Annotated in this window: 14 protein-coding genes; 8 read left to right on the top strand and 6 right to left on the bottom strand. The window is 72.3% G+C overall.

The genetic code is table 11. From position 1 onward, the window contains the following. Window positions 1-51 precede the first annotated feature (51 nt). The gene (locus BKH32_RS08460; protein WP_081376753.1) at window positions 52-1,011 is read right to left on the bottom strand and encodes a Fic family protein; all 960 of its coding nucleotides are present in this window, start codon (window positions 1,009-1,011) and stop codon (window positions 52-54) included. Window positions 1,012-1,203: 192 nt separating this feature from the next. On the opposite strand from BKH32_RS08460, the gene BKH32_RS08455 reads away from it, so the two are divergent. The 5 genes from BKH32_RS08455 (at window position 1,204) to BKH32_RS08435 (ending at window position 7,586) form a co-directional block, all read left to right on the top strand. Next, a complete protein-coding gene (locus tag BKH32_RS08455) occupies window positions 1,204-2,142 on the top strand; it encodes a hypothetical protein (protein WP_256691418.1) in 939 nt (312 codons plus the stop codon). A 94-nt stretch (window positions 2,143-2,236) separates the two neighbouring features. Further along, window positions 2,237-5,152, top strand: coding sequence for a hypothetical protein (locus BKH32_RS14460; RefSeq protein ID WP_256691416.1), 2,916 nt, complete (start codon window positions 2,237-2,239; stop codon window positions 5,150-5,152). 61 nt (window positions 5,153-5,213) lie between these two features. Next, window positions 5,214-5,936, top strand: coding sequence for an AzlC family ABC transporter permease (locus BKH32_RS08445; RefSeq protein ID WP_075249522.1), 723 nt, complete (start codon window positions 5,214-5,216; stop codon window positions 5,934-5,936). Further along, window positions 5,936-6,259, top strand: a complete 324-nt coding sequence (locus tag BKH32_RS08440) for a branched-chain amino acid transporter permease (RefSeq protein WP_075249521.1) — start codon at window positions 5,936-5,938, stop codon at window positions 6,257-6,259. Before BKH32_RS08445 ends, BKH32_RS08440 begins: the two co-directional genes overlap by 1 nt. 418 nt (window positions 6,260-6,677) lie before the next feature. Continuing rightward, the gene (locus BKH32_RS08435) at window positions 6,678-7,586 is read left to right on the top strand and encodes an alpha/beta fold hydrolase (RefSeq protein WP_075249520.1); all 909 of its coding nucleotides are present in this window, start codon (window positions 6,678-6,680) and stop codon (window positions 7,584-7,586) included. A gap of 108 nt (window positions 7,587-7,694) precedes the next feature. Here BKH32_RS08435 and nth read toward each other — a convergent pair whose 3' ends face one another. Then, window positions 7,695-8,468: an endonuclease III gene (gene nth / locus BKH32_RS08430; protein ID WP_256691414.1), complete on the bottom strand. Its 774-nt coding sequence runs from the start codon at window positions 8,466-8,468 to the stop codon at window positions 7,695-7,697. Between the two features lie 204 nt (window positions 8,469-8,672). Here nth and BKH32_RS08425 point away from each other — a divergent pair, with 204 nt between their 5' ends. Next, a complete protein-coding gene (locus tag BKH32_RS08425; RefSeq protein ID WP_003787943.1) occupies window positions 8,673-9,350 on the top strand; it encodes a Crp/Fnr family transcriptional regulator in 678 nt (225 codons plus the stop codon). Window positions 9,351-9,507: 157 nt separating this feature from the next. Here BKH32_RS08425 and BKH32_RS08420 read toward each other — a convergent pair whose 3' ends face one another. Then, window positions 9,508-9,699, bottom strand: a complete 192-nt coding sequence (locus BKH32_RS08420) for a DUF4177 domain-containing protein (RefSeq protein WP_075249518.1) — start codon at window positions 9,697-9,699, stop codon at window positions 9,508-9,510. Window positions 9,700-9,756: 57 nt separating this feature from the next. After that, window positions 9,757-10,092: a WhiB family transcriptional regulator gene (locus BKH32_RS08415; RefSeq protein ID WP_075249609.1), complete on the bottom strand. Its 336-nt coding sequence runs from the start codon at window positions 10,090-10,092 to the stop codon at window positions 9,757-9,759. Window positions 10,093-10,608: 516 nt separating this feature from the next. On the opposite strand from BKH32_RS08415, the gene BKH32_RS08410 reads away from it, so the two are divergent. Then, window positions 10,609-12,696 (top strand): transglycosylase domain-containing protein, encoded by a 2,088-nt coding sequence (locus BKH32_RS08410; RefSeq protein WP_075249517.1) that lies wholly within the window; start codon window positions 10,609-10,611, stop codon window positions 12,694-12,696. 53 nt (window positions 12,697-12,749) lie between these two features. Continuing rightward, the gene (locus tag BKH32_RS08405; protein ID WP_075249516.1) at window positions 12,750-13,736 is read left to right on the top strand and encodes a metallophosphoesterase; all 987 of its coding nucleotides are present in this window, start codon (window positions 12,750-12,752) and stop codon (window positions 13,734-13,736) included. A 228-nt stretch (window positions 13,737-13,964) separates the two neighbouring features. Here the strand turns inward: BKH32_RS08405 and BKH32_RS08400 are convergent, their stop codons facing one another. Next, the gene (locus BKH32_RS08400) at window positions 13,965-14,870 is read right to left on the bottom strand and encodes an SDR family oxidoreductase (protein WP_075249515.1); all 906 of its coding nucleotides are present in this window, start codon (window positions 14,868-14,870) and stop codon (window positions 13,965-13,967) included. Window positions 14,871-15,042: 172 nt separating this feature from the next. Next, the gene (locus BKH32_RS08395; protein ID WP_075249514.1) at window positions 15,043-15,591 is read right to left on the bottom strand and encodes an O-acetyl-ADP-ribose deacetylase; all 549 of its coding nucleotides are present in this window, start codon (window positions 15,589-15,591) and stop codon (window positions 15,043-15,045) included. Between the last annotated feature and the right edge of the window lie 247 nt (window positions 15,592-15,838).

The following is a 15,838-nucleotide window of genomic DNA, read 5'->3' as shown; positions in this document are numbered from 1 at the left end:
GGCCGGGCCTCGGGCCGGGCCCGCCCCGGGTTCGCCGGGTCCGCCCCGGGATCACCCGGCCCGCCAGGTGCCGGCCTGCACCGCCCGGCACAGGCGCTGAGCCTCCTGAACCCCCGCGAGCACCGCCTCGGCCTGCCACACCACCCAGGCCACGACCCCGTCCATGGTGCCCGAGGCGTAGGCCCCGGCGGCCTCGGCGTAGGCCGCCGGCACCCGGCCGGGATAGAGGTCGGTGACCGCCGTACCGGTCGGCTCAAGCCCGTCACGCACCAGGAGGTGACGCACGAGCAGCCGCCCCACGGCCGCGTTCCCGGCGGTGAAGGGCCGCGCCGCCAGCATCTCGGCGTGGACGATGGCCGCCCGAACCAGTGCCGGTGCCCGCTGCGCCTCCATGAGATCGACCAGCCCCGCCAGCCTCACCGTCAGCTCCTCGCCCTGCGGCGCCTCCCCCGGACCGCCCTCCCGGGCGCGCACCCGCCCGGAGCGCGGCACGCCGACCTCCTCCAGACCCACCCGGCCACCGGCCGCCAGGGGACCGACGACGTCGCGGTGCAGCGCCGCCAGCAGCGAGCGCGCCGGGGGCACCACCGGTCGCCCCCGCCCCACCAGGTCCGGCATCCAGCCCACCAGTCGGGTCCCGGCGCGCCACAGCCCGGCCACGGCGTCCAGGCCCGGGTCACCGGTGGCGGCCTGGGTGAGGGAGCCGGCGGCCACCTGCTCGCGCAGCACCTCGGCGGAGACCACCGCCCCCTCGACGCCGCCCGAGGCGATGGCGCCCCGGATCGCGGCCTCGGCGCGGGCCTCGCGCCACCGGCGCCGCAGGACCTCGTTCCAGCGCAGCTCGGAGCAGGCCTCACGCACCGCCGCCTCAGCGGCGCGCACCCGCTCGTCGGCGGCCACGGCCCTGAGCGCCTCCAGCGCAGGCCCCTCGGGCGCGGGGGCGCCGTCGGCGACCGCCCCGGCCGCCGCACCTCCGCCGACCCCACCGGTATTCGCCCCTCCGGTCGACACGCCGGGCCGGCCCGCCACGCCCCGCGCGACGGGCCTCCTCGGCCCCCCGGGCTCCGACGGCCCGATCCCCACAGACAATCGCACCACGCCCCCACTGTGGCACACCGCGGTCACCGGCAGCCACAGGCGCCTCCTGGCCCCGCATCCCGAGGAAACCAGCACGAGGCGAGCGCACCCCCTAGACTCGATCAGGTGAGTGACTCCCCCTCCCATCACGCCCCGGGCTCCGGCCCGCCACCTGCGACCCCTGGCGCATCGGGTCGGCCACCGCGCAGCCGCCGCCCCGACTACGTGCTCACCGCCGTCGTCGGAGTCCTCTTCGCCCTGAGTGCTTCCGTCCTCCTGGGTCTGGCCGCCGACCAGACCTCGATACTGCGCACCGGCCTGCTGCTCGGCGCCCTCCTGCTGCTCTCCTCGGCCGCCGCCGTGCTGTTCGCCAGCCGCTCCTCACTGGGCGCGCTCGCCACCGGACTGACCGCGCTGACCGCCCAGACGATGGTCTTCCTGGCCCCCATTCACGCGGCCTCCTTGACCGAGCCCTGGCTGAAGCAGCTCATCAGCACCGGTTTCATGCTCGTCCTTGCGGGCCTGTGGCTGGGCGGCTCCTGGGGGATGCGCCTGGCCCGCCGCGCCGGACACGCCCAGGGGCACGCCGCCTTCCGCCTCACCGAGGCCGACCGGACCGTGGGCTCCACTCCGACACCGCCCCCCTCGCGCCGACGCGCCCACCTCCTGTCCCTGCCCTGGGTCATCGCCGGCCTGGCGCTCGCGGCCTTCCTGCTGCCGCGCGCCTACCTGCGAGCAGTCGCCCCCGGCGTCCAGACCGGGCCGTTGCTGCTGGCGGCCGTCCTCGTCTCCCTCCTGGCCCTGGCCGCGGCCGGCGCCTCGACGTCGCGCTCCACCCTCGGTGCGCGCGTCATCGGACCGGTTCTCGTTCTTGCCGCGGTGCCCGCGCTCAGCAACGATATGATCCCTGGCGGCCGCCTGGTCTCCAGGCTCCTGCCTAACGGCCCGAACGCCGTCGTGCTCGCCGCCATCGGCATCGAGCTCATGGCGATCGGCTGGGGAGCACATGTAGCTCGCCGGCAGGGCCGTGCCAACGCGCTGGCCAGGTTGCGCTCCGGCGTCTGAGGGTCCCATGCCCGACTCCGTGTCCCGGAGTTGACCGGCCCCCTTCCGGCATCCCCGCCCCTACTACTACCGTGTGCATGCGTAAGGAGACCTCGTGAGCACCGACAACACAGACCGCACTGCACCGCAGGCACCCGCCGCCTCCGACGACGTCGCCCCGTCCTCGGAGGCGGCGTCGACGCCCACCGCACGGGCACTGGCCACGGACCCCCGTTCGGGAGAGGTGACGGTCAACCTGGCCGATGAGGCCCTCGTTCCGGCCTCCCTCGCGAGCCTCGCCGGCAGGGTCTCCCAGGTCTCCCCGGCCGCCTCCCCCGCGCCTCAGGCGCCGGTGGCCCAGGACCGCGAGGCCGCTCCGGTCAGTGCCGCCGACGCCGATGAGGCCGAGACGGCCGATGACGCAGCCCGTGACGGGGCCGGCGAGCAGGACCCGGCCGCTGACGACGAGATCGACACCTTGAACCTCCGCGAACAGGGGACCTTCCCCGACGCCGCCGCGAGCCGGGCCGCCCAGGCCGTCGAAACCGTCAAGACCGCCGCCAAGGCTGCCGCCAGCACCGCCCGGGTGGCCGCCGGCACAGCCACGGACACAGCCGATGAAGCGGCTGAGGACGCCGGCACTCCTTCCGAGGAGCCGACGTCCTTGGTGCACCAGGACCTTCACGGCGGCGTCCTCCCGGCCGACCGCCCTGCCCAGACCCCGCTGCGTCCCGCCGCCGACGACGCAGTCGTGGAGACGGCCGTCGGGACCGCTGCTGCCAATGGCATGCCGCCGTCGATTCCACCGTCGTCGGAGCCCGGTGAGGTCGAGGAGGAGCCGGCACCGGTCGCCACCGAGGCCACGGCCGAGACGGCATCCCCCGAGGTCGCCGGCACCTCGGAAGCCCGTGCTGAGACTGTTGAGGCCGGCACCGCCCAGGCCACAACGCCCACGGCTCCTGAACCCACCCGGCCCGGGGAGCCTCAGGACTCGGCCACCACAGCCACGACGGCTCCAGCGGCCACCGCAGCTACCGCCAACAGCACAGCCAGCACGTTTGCGGCCCTCAGCAGCTCCGCCGGCCCCGCCCCGGAGGCGCCCTCGCCCGCCGCGGTGGACGACGAGGACGAGGCCCCGGCAGTGAGCACCGAGCCCACCCGTCAGTCGGCCGGCGCACCGAACGATTGGCCAGTCAACCGGCCGACCACAGCGGCCGCCGCGGTGCCTGCGTCAGCAGCGGCCGCGGGCACTCAGGGACGCGCGCCCGTGGCGGACACCGCCGAGGACCCTGCGGCGCCGCAGAGCCTCATCGAGGCTGAGGACTTCGAGGACTTCGAAGACCTTGAAGACCTTGAAGAGTTCGATGACTTCGAGGACTCGTCCCAGCCGGAGGAGCCCTCCGGAGCCGATGACCTCGACGCCCCTGAGGCGGGGGACGACCTCACCCCTGAGGCGGGGGACGACCTCACCCCCGTGACCGGTTCCCCTGCCGTGAGGGCCGTGCCCGTCTCGGTGGCCACCGGCGCGGCCCGAGCCTCGAACGAGGTCACGGGCACCACCCCGCAGACCCCCTCCACCGCGACCGGCACCACGGATGCCGCCGTCGGCATGGACGACACCGACAACAACGACACCGACGGCTTCGACGACACCGACGGCTTCGACGACTTCGACGGCTTCGACGACTTCGACGGCGAGCTCGAGGACGATGCCGAGGAGGCTGCGCAGTCGGCAACCGCCTCGACGCCAGCCTCCTCAGCCCCCGCCGCTCGGGCCTGGACGCCGGTTCCGCCGGCCTCCAGCTCCCAGACGCCTGCCGACACGGCCGATGCAACCGACGTCGATGACGTTGAGGACGTCGATGACACCGATGACGGTTTCGCGCCCGTCAAGGCCCCCGCCGTCTCGGCGACGGCCTTCGTGGTCCCCTCCGCGCCGTCGGCGGCCACGACGACACCGGCCGCCCCGTCAGCGGACTCGGGGCCATCGGTGACCGCGTCGACGTCACCGGCCGAGCCGGAGGCGCCGGTGAGCGCGGCCGCGGACAACCGCCCCTCGGCCCCGTTCTGGCCGGCGACCCCCGCGGCCCAGCTGGCCCGGACGGGCTCCGCCGCCAGCGCCTCCTCGGCGCGTTCCACCGAGTCGGCGCCCCAAGCCCTCTCCTCCCCGTACATCGAGCTCTCCGGTGACCGCCCCGAGGCACCCGCCAGCACGCCGCTCCCCGCTCCGGCGGGGTCGACGCCGCACTCCGAGTGGGCACCGTCGACCCCGTCAACCCAGGCGGCCCCCGCCTCCACGGGCGCCCGGGACTACCGCCAAGCACCGGCAGCCTCGCCGTCGGCCCCCTCCCCGCAGCAGACGCCCGACTGGTTCGCAGCCGCCCCCGCCGCCCGGGGTCTGTCCGCGAGCGCCGACGCCGTTCAGAGCGACGACCCGGAGGAGCGCGGCCGCTCGCGTGCCCGGCAGGCCGCCATGGCCATGACCGGTGCCGACGAGGACGACGACGCCATTCTCCTCAAGGGCGCCAGCGCGCTGAGCGCCCCGAGCTCGCGCGTCGAGACTCACTGGGCCGGGGTGCTCGTCGCCATCGTCCTGTTCCCGGTGGCCTGGTTCCTCGTGCACGACGGCGCCGCCACCCTGACCGGCGGCAACCCCTCGGCCTGGCCCTCGGCCGCCTCCCCGATGGGGGCGTTGGAGATCCTGGGCGGGACCGCGGCCTGCGCCACCGCCCTGTTCATGATCTCGCGCTCCTCGCTGGGGGCCTTCGTCGTCGGCGCCATCAGCATGGTCATCGGGCTGCCCTTCATCCTCATGCCGGGAGTCACCAAGTCGGTCCTCGGGCCCACGGTCGAACGGCTCCAGGCCCACTCCGACCTGGGGAAGGCCCTGTCCACCTACGTCATGGACGACGGCCTCTCGGGCCGCTTCATCCTCATGGGCGTGCTCACGATCATGGTCGCCGTCGTCGCCCACCTGGCTCGCCGGTCCGGGCAGCGCAAGCGGGACGGCGGCCGCGGCCCTCGTGACTGAGCCCGACGCCGTCCCGCCGTCCGCCGAGACGGAAGGGACGGGAGCGCCGTCGGTTCGGCGGATGCAGACCCTCGCCGATGCGGCCCGTGACGCGGTACCGATCGTCGTCGGATACGTGACGCTGGGGCTGGCGGCCGGGATGCTGCTGGTCGCCGAGGGCCTGGCCTGGTGGTGGGCACCGCTGTGGAGCCTGGTCATCTACTCCGGGACCATGCAGATGCTGCTGGTGCCGCTGGCCGGTGGCGGCGAGCCGCTGGCGACCATCGCCCTGTCCACCGGTTTCGTCTCGGGTCGGCACGTCTTCTACGGGCTGGGCTTCCCCCTGGAGCGGGTGCGGGGCAGGGCGCTCACGCGCCTCTACGCCGTCCACGCGATCACCGACGAGGTCTACGCGCTGCTGGCGGCGCGCGACCGGCGGGCCATGAGCGGGCGCTACCTGGTGGGTGTGGAGGCGATCAGCCACGCCTCCTGGGTGTCGGGCACGACCGTCGGGGCGCTGGCCGGGACGGCACTGGCCTCCGCGGTGGGTGAGCGCATTGAGCTGCTCGGCTTCGTGCTCACGTCCCTGTTCGTGGTCCTGGCCATTGAGAACTGGCGCAATCACCCCGATATCGGGGTGCTGTGCGTGGGGCTGGTGGCCGGCGGGATCGGCCTGGCGATCGGTGGTTCGGCGGCGCTGCTGACCGCGCTGGTGATCCTCGCCGTCGGTCTCGCGGGACTGTACGCCTGGCGCGGCCGCCGCCCCGGGGCGAGCGCGCCGGAGCCGGGGCGGAGGGACAGCTGATGCTCACCAACCCGCAGATCGCGGTCGCCGTCGTGGTCGTCGCCGCCATCACCTTCGTGTGCCGGATCGTGCCCTTCGCGCTGCTGCGCGGGCGCCAGGACAGTGCGCTGCTGGCCTTCCTGTCCCGGGCGATGCCGCTGGGGGTCATGATCGTCCTGGTGGCCTACACGCTGAACGGGGTGAGCCTGTCGCCGGCGAGCTGGCTGCCGGCCGCCGGCGGGATCGGGGCGACGGCGGGCCTGCACCTGTGGCGTCGCTCCATCGGGCTGTCGCTCATCAGCGGCACCGGCGTGTACGTGACCCTCAGCCTCCTGCTGGGCTGACCCTGCCCCTCCACCAACGACACCTCCACCAACGCCCGCTGACGACCTCCCTGCTGGGCTGCCCCTACCCCTCAATCCGCGACCAGTGTCAACATCGAGTCCGACCGCCGGCTCGGGCATGGCTCCGGGAGCCGATTCGTCCCGCTGCATGTCCATATCGGTGACAAAGCGGATATCCAGGCGCTCACACCGTCACCCGAACCGCGGAATCATGCGGTTCTCTTTCCTTGTCCTCCGCCTCGTCGCGGCCTTTGTCTCCATTTTGGACATTCCCTGCCTCCGGCGGTGTCGTGGACGCACGGGAGAAGGGCGGAGACGGGGCGCCGCCGGGGCAGGTCGAGCCGACGCAGGCATTGCTCCGCGGACGGTGCCGGGTACCCCGTCGCCGGTACAGGGCGCTGGCCAGTAGGCTGCGGGCGTGCCTGTTGACGTCAATCGCCCCGGCCCCTGGACCCACCGCAACCTCACCGCCCGCGGCACCCGTTTCCATGTCGCGCTGGCGGGCCCCGAGGCCCCGGCCGGAGCAGGCCCCCTGACCCTCCTGGTGCACGGCTTCCCCGAGTGCTGGTGGACCTGGCGCCACGTCATCCCCGCCCTGGCGCAGGCCGGGCACCGCGTGGCGGCCCTCGACCTGCGCGGCTTCGGCGGCTCGGACCGGCCGCCGTCGGGCTATGACCTGGTGACGCTCGCCCAGGACCTGGCCGCCGTGGTCCGGTCCCTGGGGCACGAACGGGCCGTGGTCGTGGGCGCGGGGCTCGGCGGCCAGATCGCTTGGGCGCTGCCGCACCTGGCCCCGGAGCTGACGACGGCGATCGTCCCGGTCGGCGCTCCCCACCCGCTCGCGCTGCGCTCGCTGCGGGCCCGGGCGCTGTCCGGGCCGGCGCTGCAGTACGCGAGTCTGCAGATCCCCGGCCTGGCCGAGCGCCGCCTGCGCAGCCGCAGCGCCCTGGAGGGCCTGCTGCGCTCCTGGGCCGGGCCGCACACACGCGAGGCGGTGGCCGAGGAGGCCCCCTACTACGCCGACCTCCTGTCGCGACCCGGCGCCGCCCGCAGCGCCCTGGAGCCGCTGCGCAACCTCGTGCTGTCCCGGGCGGAGACGGCGGCCCTGGACAAGCCGGTGACGGTGCCCGTCCTGTCGGTCCAGGGCGAGCTCGACCCGGTCCAGCCCGCTCAGGCGTACGCGCGCGACACCCACCGCGTGGCCGGCAACCTGCGTCAGGTGACGGTCCACCGCTCCGGCCACTTCCCTCAGGAGGAGACCCCGGCCGGGTTCGTCCGGGCCCTGCTGCCCTTCCTGGCCGACGTCGCCCCGCCCACCACCGCCTGAGGCCGCGAGCCGGGCATTTTTCGCGTAGCCCTACCGTTTTTCTGTAGGGCTACGCGAAAAATGCCCGGCTCGGCGTCGGCTCGGCGTCGGCCCGCACAGGCTCCGCCCTCAGAGCCCCACCTGCGGGCACAGCCCGGCCTCGAGCAGCGCGCACTCGCCGCAGCGGGGCGAGCGGGCCGAGCACACCCGGCGCCCGTGCTCGATGAGCCGGTGGCAGCCGTCGGTCCAGCGCCACGGCTCCCACAGGGCCGCGATGTCCTTCTCCACGCGCAGCGGGTCCTTCGACGTCGTCCACCCCAGGCGGCGTGAGAGCCTCCCGACGTGGGTGTCCACGGTGATGGCGGGCTGCCCGAAGGCGTTGCCGAGCACCACGTTGGCGGTCTTGCGCCCCACGCCCGGCAGGGCCACGAGCTCCTCGCGGCTGCGCGGCACCCGCCCCTCGAAGCGCTCGGTGAGCGTCTGCCCGATGCCGAGCAGGTGGCCGGCCTTGGCCCGCTGGAAGCCCAGGGGTCGCAGGATCGCTTCCAGGTCCTCGCGCCGGGCGGCCCCCAGGGAGGCGGCGTCGGGGTAGCGCTCGAAGAGCTCGGGGGTGACCGTGTTGACGCGAGCGTCAGTAGTCTGGGCCGACAGGACGGTGGCCACGAGCAGCTGGAAGGGGCCGTCGTGGTCGAGGGCGCAGGCGGCGTCGGGGTAGAGGGCCATGAGCTCGTCGTCGACGGCGCCCGCGCGCCGGGCCGCCTCGGGGGCCGTCGCCTCACTGCTCTCTGCTCTGCGCACTGTGTCCTCTCTCCGCGATCTCGTCGACAGCACCCCCAGCGCCGCCGCAGCCCTCCTCCGGGCCTCGGCCCGGCTCAGAGCGGGCCCTCCTCCGCAGACCGCCATTGCAGTCGATCCCGCCGCCGACCCGCAACCTCACGGATGGGACCGTGTCACACGACGCACTCGATTTTGCTCACTTCCCTTTGACCTGCAACACACGGAGGCTACAATGCTCGACGGCGTGCCACAGGTCACAAGCCGTGGCAGGATAGACCCGAGGGCTCCCGCATGCGGGATGCCAGCCCCCTAACCACCAGGAGGATCTCCGTGGAAGACAGCATTATCTCCAGGATCCCGCTCTTCGAGGGCCTGAGCCCGGAGGAGCAGGAGGAACTGCGCGCCATGATGACGCAGACGACTCTGCGCCGTGGCGAGACCCTCTTCAACGAGGGAGACTCAGGCGACCGCCTCTACATTCTCCTCTCCGGGAAGGTGAAGCTCGGCCACGCCAGTGCCGACGGCCGCGAGAACCTGCTCGCGGTGCTCGGCCCCGGCGAGATCGTCGGCGAGCTGACCCTGTTCGACCCGGGCCCGCGCTCCACCACCGCCACCGCCGTGGCCCCCACCGAGCTCCTGACGCTGGACCACAACCAGCTCATGACCTTCGTGGAGTCCCACCCGCAGCTGGCCAAGGACATGCTGCGCGCCCTGGCCCAGCGCCTGCGCCGCACGAACACCGCGCTGGCGGACCTCGTCTTCTCCGACGTGCCCGGCCGTGTGGCCAAGGCCCTGCTGGACCTGGCCGACCGCTTCGGCTCGCCCACCGACGACGGCGTCCACGTCCCCCACGACCTCACCCAGGAGGAGCTCGCCCAGCTGGTGGGCGCCTCGCGCGAGACGGTCAACAAGTCGCTGGCCGAGTTCGTCTCGCGCGGCTGGATCCGCCTGGAGGGCCGGGCCGTCACGCTGCTCGACGTCGACCGCCTGCGCCGTCGCGCCCGCTGAGGTCCTGCCTCGGGTCGCGAGTCCTCGGCACGGTGCACCGGACGAGCCGCCGGGCGCTGACACCCGCATCAACGACACAGACGACGCCGCGCCTGCGGTCCGGTACTACCCGGCCGCAGGCGCGGCGTCATGCGTGCTGGTGTCACCCAGCGGCCCGTCAGGAGCGGGGGCGCTTGAGGTAGGCGATGAGGTTGTCCGTGCCGGAGGGACCGGGCACGACCTGGACGAGCTCCCAGCCGTCAGAACCCCATTGGTCGAGGATCTGCTTGGTGGCGTGAGTGATGAGGGGGACGGTGACGTACTCCCAGGTGGTCGGCGCGGCGGATACGGGCTCAGAAGATGCAGTCATGGGCCTCAGCCTAGGGCTCGCCGCCAGGCGCCGGAAGCACGGAACGCGGGGCGGCCTTCAGGAGGCGCAGCGCACCCGAGCCAGGATGCGGGGGGCGCGACGGGCGTGGATCTCGGCGACGAGCTCGTCGTCCTCGCGCTCGAGCCACAGGCCCCAGTCATCGACCTCGGGGAAGCGGCGCAGCAGTGCCCGCCTCTCCCGCTCGGTCAGTCCGCCCCAGACGCCGAAGCTGGACTCGGAGTTGAGCGCCTCGGCCAGGCACTCCATGCGAACCGGACATGCGAAGCACAGTGATCTCGCGTCGCGCTGCTCAGCGCCCTTGCCGAAGAGCTGGTCAGGCTCGACGGCGGCGCAGGCCGCTTGGGCCGCCCAGGTCTGGTCGTCTTGAATCATGCTCACTCCCGATTCATTCAACGGCCGACGCCGTTGTCGGTCACGTCACAGTCGTTACCGTATGGCAATCGAGCATCACACACCAAATCCTCACCCTGTGACCCGAGCAATCCGATCCCAGCGAATCCCCGACAACGTACCGACGATCAGCGCAAACAAGGAGAGTTCTCTGATAGCGAGCCGATTGCCGGGCGTCGAGCCCGCCACCCCTCTTGCCTTTCCCACGGCTGGAGAATCCAGTTCTCACGGGCGGCAGGCGACGCCCGAGCCGCATCCACCCTCAAGGGATCGTGATACCACCGTGACTCTCACCTGGACATTTCTTAAGAATTACCTGAGCGTCAGAGCTGTCTCGCTATGTGGCCGAGTCGCCCCGCCGCCGAGCACCCGCCACGCGGTCGAATCATCCCGTCCCCCGTCGAGAGGAAGGCGCCGGACCGGTCTCCAAGAGTCTTCCCAGCCCGAAGAGGGTCTACGCCACTGCATCCTCCAGGCGATTCCACGTAGGCTGACGCCATGGCGAAATCCTCTGCGCGCGGGCGCTCACTGACACCACCCCAGGTCGTCTCGATGCTCGTGGTCTTCCTGACTCTCTCATGCGTCGGCGGGGTCCTGTCAGCGGGCTTCGCCGCCCCCTTCGTGGGTGCCACGGCAGCGCTGACCAAGGCATCCGCCGAGCTCTTCGAGGAGCTCCCCAGTGACTTCAACGTCCAGCCGCCCAGCCAGATCTCCACCCTCCTGGCGGCCGACGGCACCGAGATCACCAAGTTCTACGCGGAGAACCGCATCGTGGTGCCCCTAAGCTCGATCTCGGTCAACATGCAGAACGCCATCGTCGCCGTCGAGGACCAGCGCTTCTACCAGCATCAGGGCGTCGACCCCACCGGCATGGTGCGCGCCCTGGTGTCCAACAACGCCGGCGGCTCGCGTCAGGGCGCGTCCACGCTGACCCAGCAGTACGTGCGCAACACGCTCATCGAGACCGGCCTGAAGAACGATGACCACAAGATCATCCGCGACGCCACCGAGAGCACCGTGGCCCGCAAGCTGCGGGAGATGAAGTTCGCCCTCAGCCTGGAGCAGAAGTACTCCAAGCAGCAGATCCTCGAGGGCTACCTCAACATCGCCGCCTTCAGCCCCTCCACCTACGGGGTCGAGGCCTCCGCCCGGCACTACTTCAGCAAGTCGGCCAAGGACCTGACGGTGGCCGAGGCCGCCCTCATGGCCGGCACCACCAACGCCCCCAGCGCTTATGACCCCGTCACCCAGCCGGAGCTGGCCAAGAACCGCATGGACTGGGTGCTCTCCAAGATGCTGGAGGAGAAGTTCATCACCAAGCAGCAGTACGACGAGGCCGTCGCCACCTCGATCGCGAGCATGCTGCACGTCTCGGAGTCCCCGGCCGGATGCGGTGCTGCGGGAAGCGCCGCCTACTTCTGCACCTACGTGGTCAACGAGATTCTCGGATCGGAGAACTTCGGGCCTGATATCACCTCCCGCCGTCAGCTCCTGACGCGCGGAGGGCTGAAGATCACCACCACCTTGAACCTCCAGCGCCAGAGCGCCGCGGACAGCGTCATCCAGTCCAATGTCCCCACCGGCGACGCCTCGGGAACCGACACGACCATTGTCTCGATCGAGCCCGGTACGGGGCGGATTCAGGCGCTGGCCCAGAACAGCAACTATGGCGACGGCGGCCCCGACAGCTCTGACACCCAGCTCGTCTACGCCGCGGACGCCAAGCACGGCGGCATCGAGCTCAGTGACGGGACCGTCGGCTTCCAGCCGGGATCGACCTTCAAGGCCCTCATCCTGGCCGACTGGTTCAAGAACGGGAACTCCGCCGGCGCCGGGCTCAGTGCCGTCCCCAGGACCTTCCAGTGGGACATTCCCTGCGCCCCGGAGAACAACGACCCGACCTGGGCCCCGAAGAACGTCGACCCGTCCCTCAACCGCGCCACCAACGTCACCGAGGCCACGAAGCTGTCCATCAACGTCGCCTACGCCGAGATGCTCAGCCGCCTCAACGTCTGCGACGTCACCAGCTTCGCCGCCTCCATCGGAGTGACGAAGGCCGACGGGACCCAGCTGGACCCCCGTCCCTCCATCGTGCTGGGCTCACAGAACGTGCCGCCCCTGAGCATGGCCAACGCCTACGCGACCTTCGCCGCCGGCGGCAAGTACTGCAAGCCCATCGCCATCGACCGGATCCTGGACGCCAACGGCACCTCCATGGCCGTACCCAGCGCGGACTGCACCCAGGCCATGGATCAAGGGGCCGCGGACCTGACGGCCACCACCTTGACCGCCACGTCGCAGAGAGGCGGAACGGCGCAGCAAGCCGTCTTCGGCCGACCGATCGGCGGCAAGACCGGAACCACGGATGACAACAATGACGCCTGGTTCGTGGGCTTCACCCCGCAGCTGGCCACCGCCGTCTGGATCGGTCACGCCGGCAGCCCCCGGACCCTCAACTACCAGCAGATCGGCCCGCACTACATTGGCATCATGTACGGTAGCGACCTGGCTGTACCGATGTGGCGCGACTACATGTCCCAGGCCGTGGGCAACGACCCGGTCCTCCCCATCCCCTCCCACGACTGAGCGACGTGCTCGTCGAGTGAACCACAACTGCACAGAAGAGGACCCGACTCCCCATGACGCCCTGCCCTGCCGGTCGCGCCGCCCTGTCCGTCGTCGGCACCACTGCCGCCCTGGGGGCGGCCACGCTGGCCTACAGCCTCATTGAGGCCAGGTGCCCCGTGCTGCGGCGCATCGACGTGCCGGTGCTCGCCGCCGACGAGGCGCCCCTCACGGTGCTGCACCTGGCCGACCTCCATCTCACGGGCCGCACTGAGGCCCGGGTCGCCTGGGTGCGCCGGCTGGCGCAGCTGCAGCCCGACGTCGTCATCAACACCGGCGACAACCTCTCCCTGGCATCCGGGCTGGAGCCGCTGCGACGGGCGCTCGAACCACTGACGGGCCTGCCGGGGGCCTTCGTCATGGGCGACCATGACTACCGCTCCACCGTCTTCCGCCTGCCGACGCGCTACCTGCACCGGGACCCGCGCACGGCCTCCAGCCGCGTGCGCGACGAGGACATCGAGGCCCTGCCCTGGGAGGAGATCCGCGACCTGCAGGCCGCCGGAGGATGGGTGGACCTGACCAACCGGCGCGGCTCGCTGACCGTGCGCGGGCGGCGCATCGACCTGGTCGGCGTCGACGACCCGCACGCGAACCGCGATGTCTTCCCCGCCCCTGAGGCCGCCGGCTCAGCGGATCCGGCCACCTCCCTGCCGGCGATCCGCGGCCACGAGGGCCGGGCTCTGCGGCTGGGGCTCACGCACGCCCCCTACCGGCGGGTCCTGGAGGCGATGTCGGCCGACGACGTCGACCTGGTCCTGTCCGGGCACACCCACGGCGGGCAGCTGTGCGTGCCCGGTGTAGGGGCGCTGGTGACCAACTGCGACCTGGACCGGGGGCGCGCCTCGGGACTGTCGCAGTGGCCGGGCCGGCTCGGGGACCCGCGGGCCGCCGACCACATGTACCTGCACGTCTCCGCCGGGCTCGGCACGAGCCCCTACACGCCCGTGCGCCTGGCCTGCCGGCCCGAGGCCACGCTGCTGCGCCTGCTGCCGGCCTGAGGGCGGCGCTGCCCCGCTAACACTTCGACCAAGCCGCCCCTCCCCCAGCACCCTTCCCACGCGACACTTCGACCCGCGCCCCGCTAACACTTCAACAGAATCTTCAGAATCGACCCGGAGCCGCGTCGATTCTGAAGTTTCGGTCGAAGTGTGTGGGGGTCCGCAGGGCGCGCGCAGTGGGACGGGGCAGGCAGAGCGCACAGGTACACCGGCGCCTGGGCACGGCAGTCAGCGGCGCCAGCGGGCGAAGCCGCCCTCGGAGTTGATGACCTGCCCGGTGATCCAACGGGCCTCGTCGGTGAGCAGCCAGGTGATGAGGCGGGCGGCGTCGTCGGGCTCGCCCCAGCGCCCCTGAGGGAACATGACGGCGGTCGCCTCGCGGCCCGCCTCGGTGACGTAGCCCGTGTCGACGGGGCCGGGGTTGACCGTGTTGACGATGATGCCGACGTCGATGAGCTCATCGGAGATCGTCGGGGTGAGGCCGGCGATGGCGGCCTTGGCGGCGGCGTAGGCGATCTCCCCGGGCAGGGGGCCCAGGCCCTGGCCCGAGGTGAGGAAGACGATGGACCCGCGGCGGCGCGCGGAGCCAGACGGGGCCGGCGGGGCGAAGCCCGCCTGGGCGGCGAAGGCCTGCGCCAGGAGGATGGAGGCGCGGGCGTCGACGGCCCAGTGGGCGTCCAGGACGGCCTCGGTCATCTCGCTGAGCGACCCGTCGGGGCTGCTCATGGCCTGGTTGCACACGAGGGCGTCGAGGTGGCCGGCAGCGGCCACGGCCTGCTCGACGACGCGGGCCGGCTCCCCGGGCGTGGCCAGGTCGGCGGGGATGTCGATGAGCCGGGCCGGGCCCACCAGGTGGGTGCGGATGGAGGCCATGACGGCGTCGATGTCGTCGGCGCCCCAGGGTTGGGAGGCGTCGTGCGGGCGGTAGTGGTGGGCGACGATGCTCGCCCCGTAGTCGGCGGCGCGGCAGGCGATGGCGTGGCCGATGCCGATGCGGCGGCTGACGCCCGTGACCAGGACGGTGCGCCCCGCCAGCGGCAAGGGATCGCGTCCGGCAGGGCCAATGGTGCCGGCGGCGCCGCTGTGGCAGTCCGGAGCGGCGGAGGGGTGTCCGCGGTGAGCGTCGGTGGTCATGCGGGCGAGTGTAGAGGGACGGTCCCCGCATACGGGGACGGGATTCCAGTCCCCCGACGCGCAAGATGCCCCCGGCCACGATGGAATGCCTCCCCCGGCGGCGTCGACTGTCCCCGACGGTTCGATGGGAGGGGAAGAGAAGAGGGCAGAGGGAAGCCGCCGGCGAGCCGCATCAGTCCTCGGGGCGCTCGAGCTCGCGGGCAAAGGCCTCGTGGTTGGTCTGCGAGGACAGGACGAAGCGGATGAGCTCCAGTCGGCCGACGGCGTCGGGATCGGTGTGGGAGAGCTGCTCGACGGCGCGCGCCCTGGCCACGGCAATCTCGGAGACCTGGGTGATCGGCCAGCCGTAGACGCCGGCGGAGACGGCCGGCAGGGCGATGCCGGTGCAGCCGAGCTGGATGGCGAGCTCCAGGGAGCTGTCGAAGCAGGCGCGCAGCAGGGCGGGGTCGTCCTCGCCTGCGTGGAGGTTGGGGCCCACCGTGTGGATGACCCAGGCGGCGGGCAGGTCGAAGCCGGGGGTGGCCACAGCGCGGCCGACCGGCAGGCCGTCGGGCAGCTCGGTGTCGCGCACCTTCTGGCAGGCGTCGAGCAGGCGGGGGCCGGCGGCGCGGTGGATGGCGCCGTCGACTCCCCCTCCGCCCAGGAGGGTGCTGTTGGCGGCGTTGACGATGGCGTCGACCTTCTCGGTGGTGATGTCGCCGACGACGGCCTCGATGCGCATGGGAGCTCCTTGTCTGCGGCGGGTGCTCGGTGGGTGTCCTCAGTCTTGCCAGCCCGTGCGCCTTTCGAGCGGGACGGGGCCCGAGGATGACGGGCTTGGGCCCGTCAAGACGCGCCGGGGCGCGGGCCAGCAGGTGGACCGGTCGTGAGCAGCCTGTCACGGCGGGCGCCTCGGGCCAACCGGGTTCCGACGGGGAGCGAACACCGACGTGACGGAGGACTCAGCCGATCCGATTTCCTCCCCGCGG

Source organism: Actinomyces oris (genome assembly GCF_001929375.1).
GTDB classification, from domain to species: Bacteria; Actinomycetota; Actinomycetes; order Actinomycetales; family Actinomycetaceae; genus Actinomyces; species Actinomyces oris_B.
The sequence above is the reverse complement of the archived record's forward strand: the minus strand, read 5'-3'. Positions and strand labels throughout refer to the sequence as shown.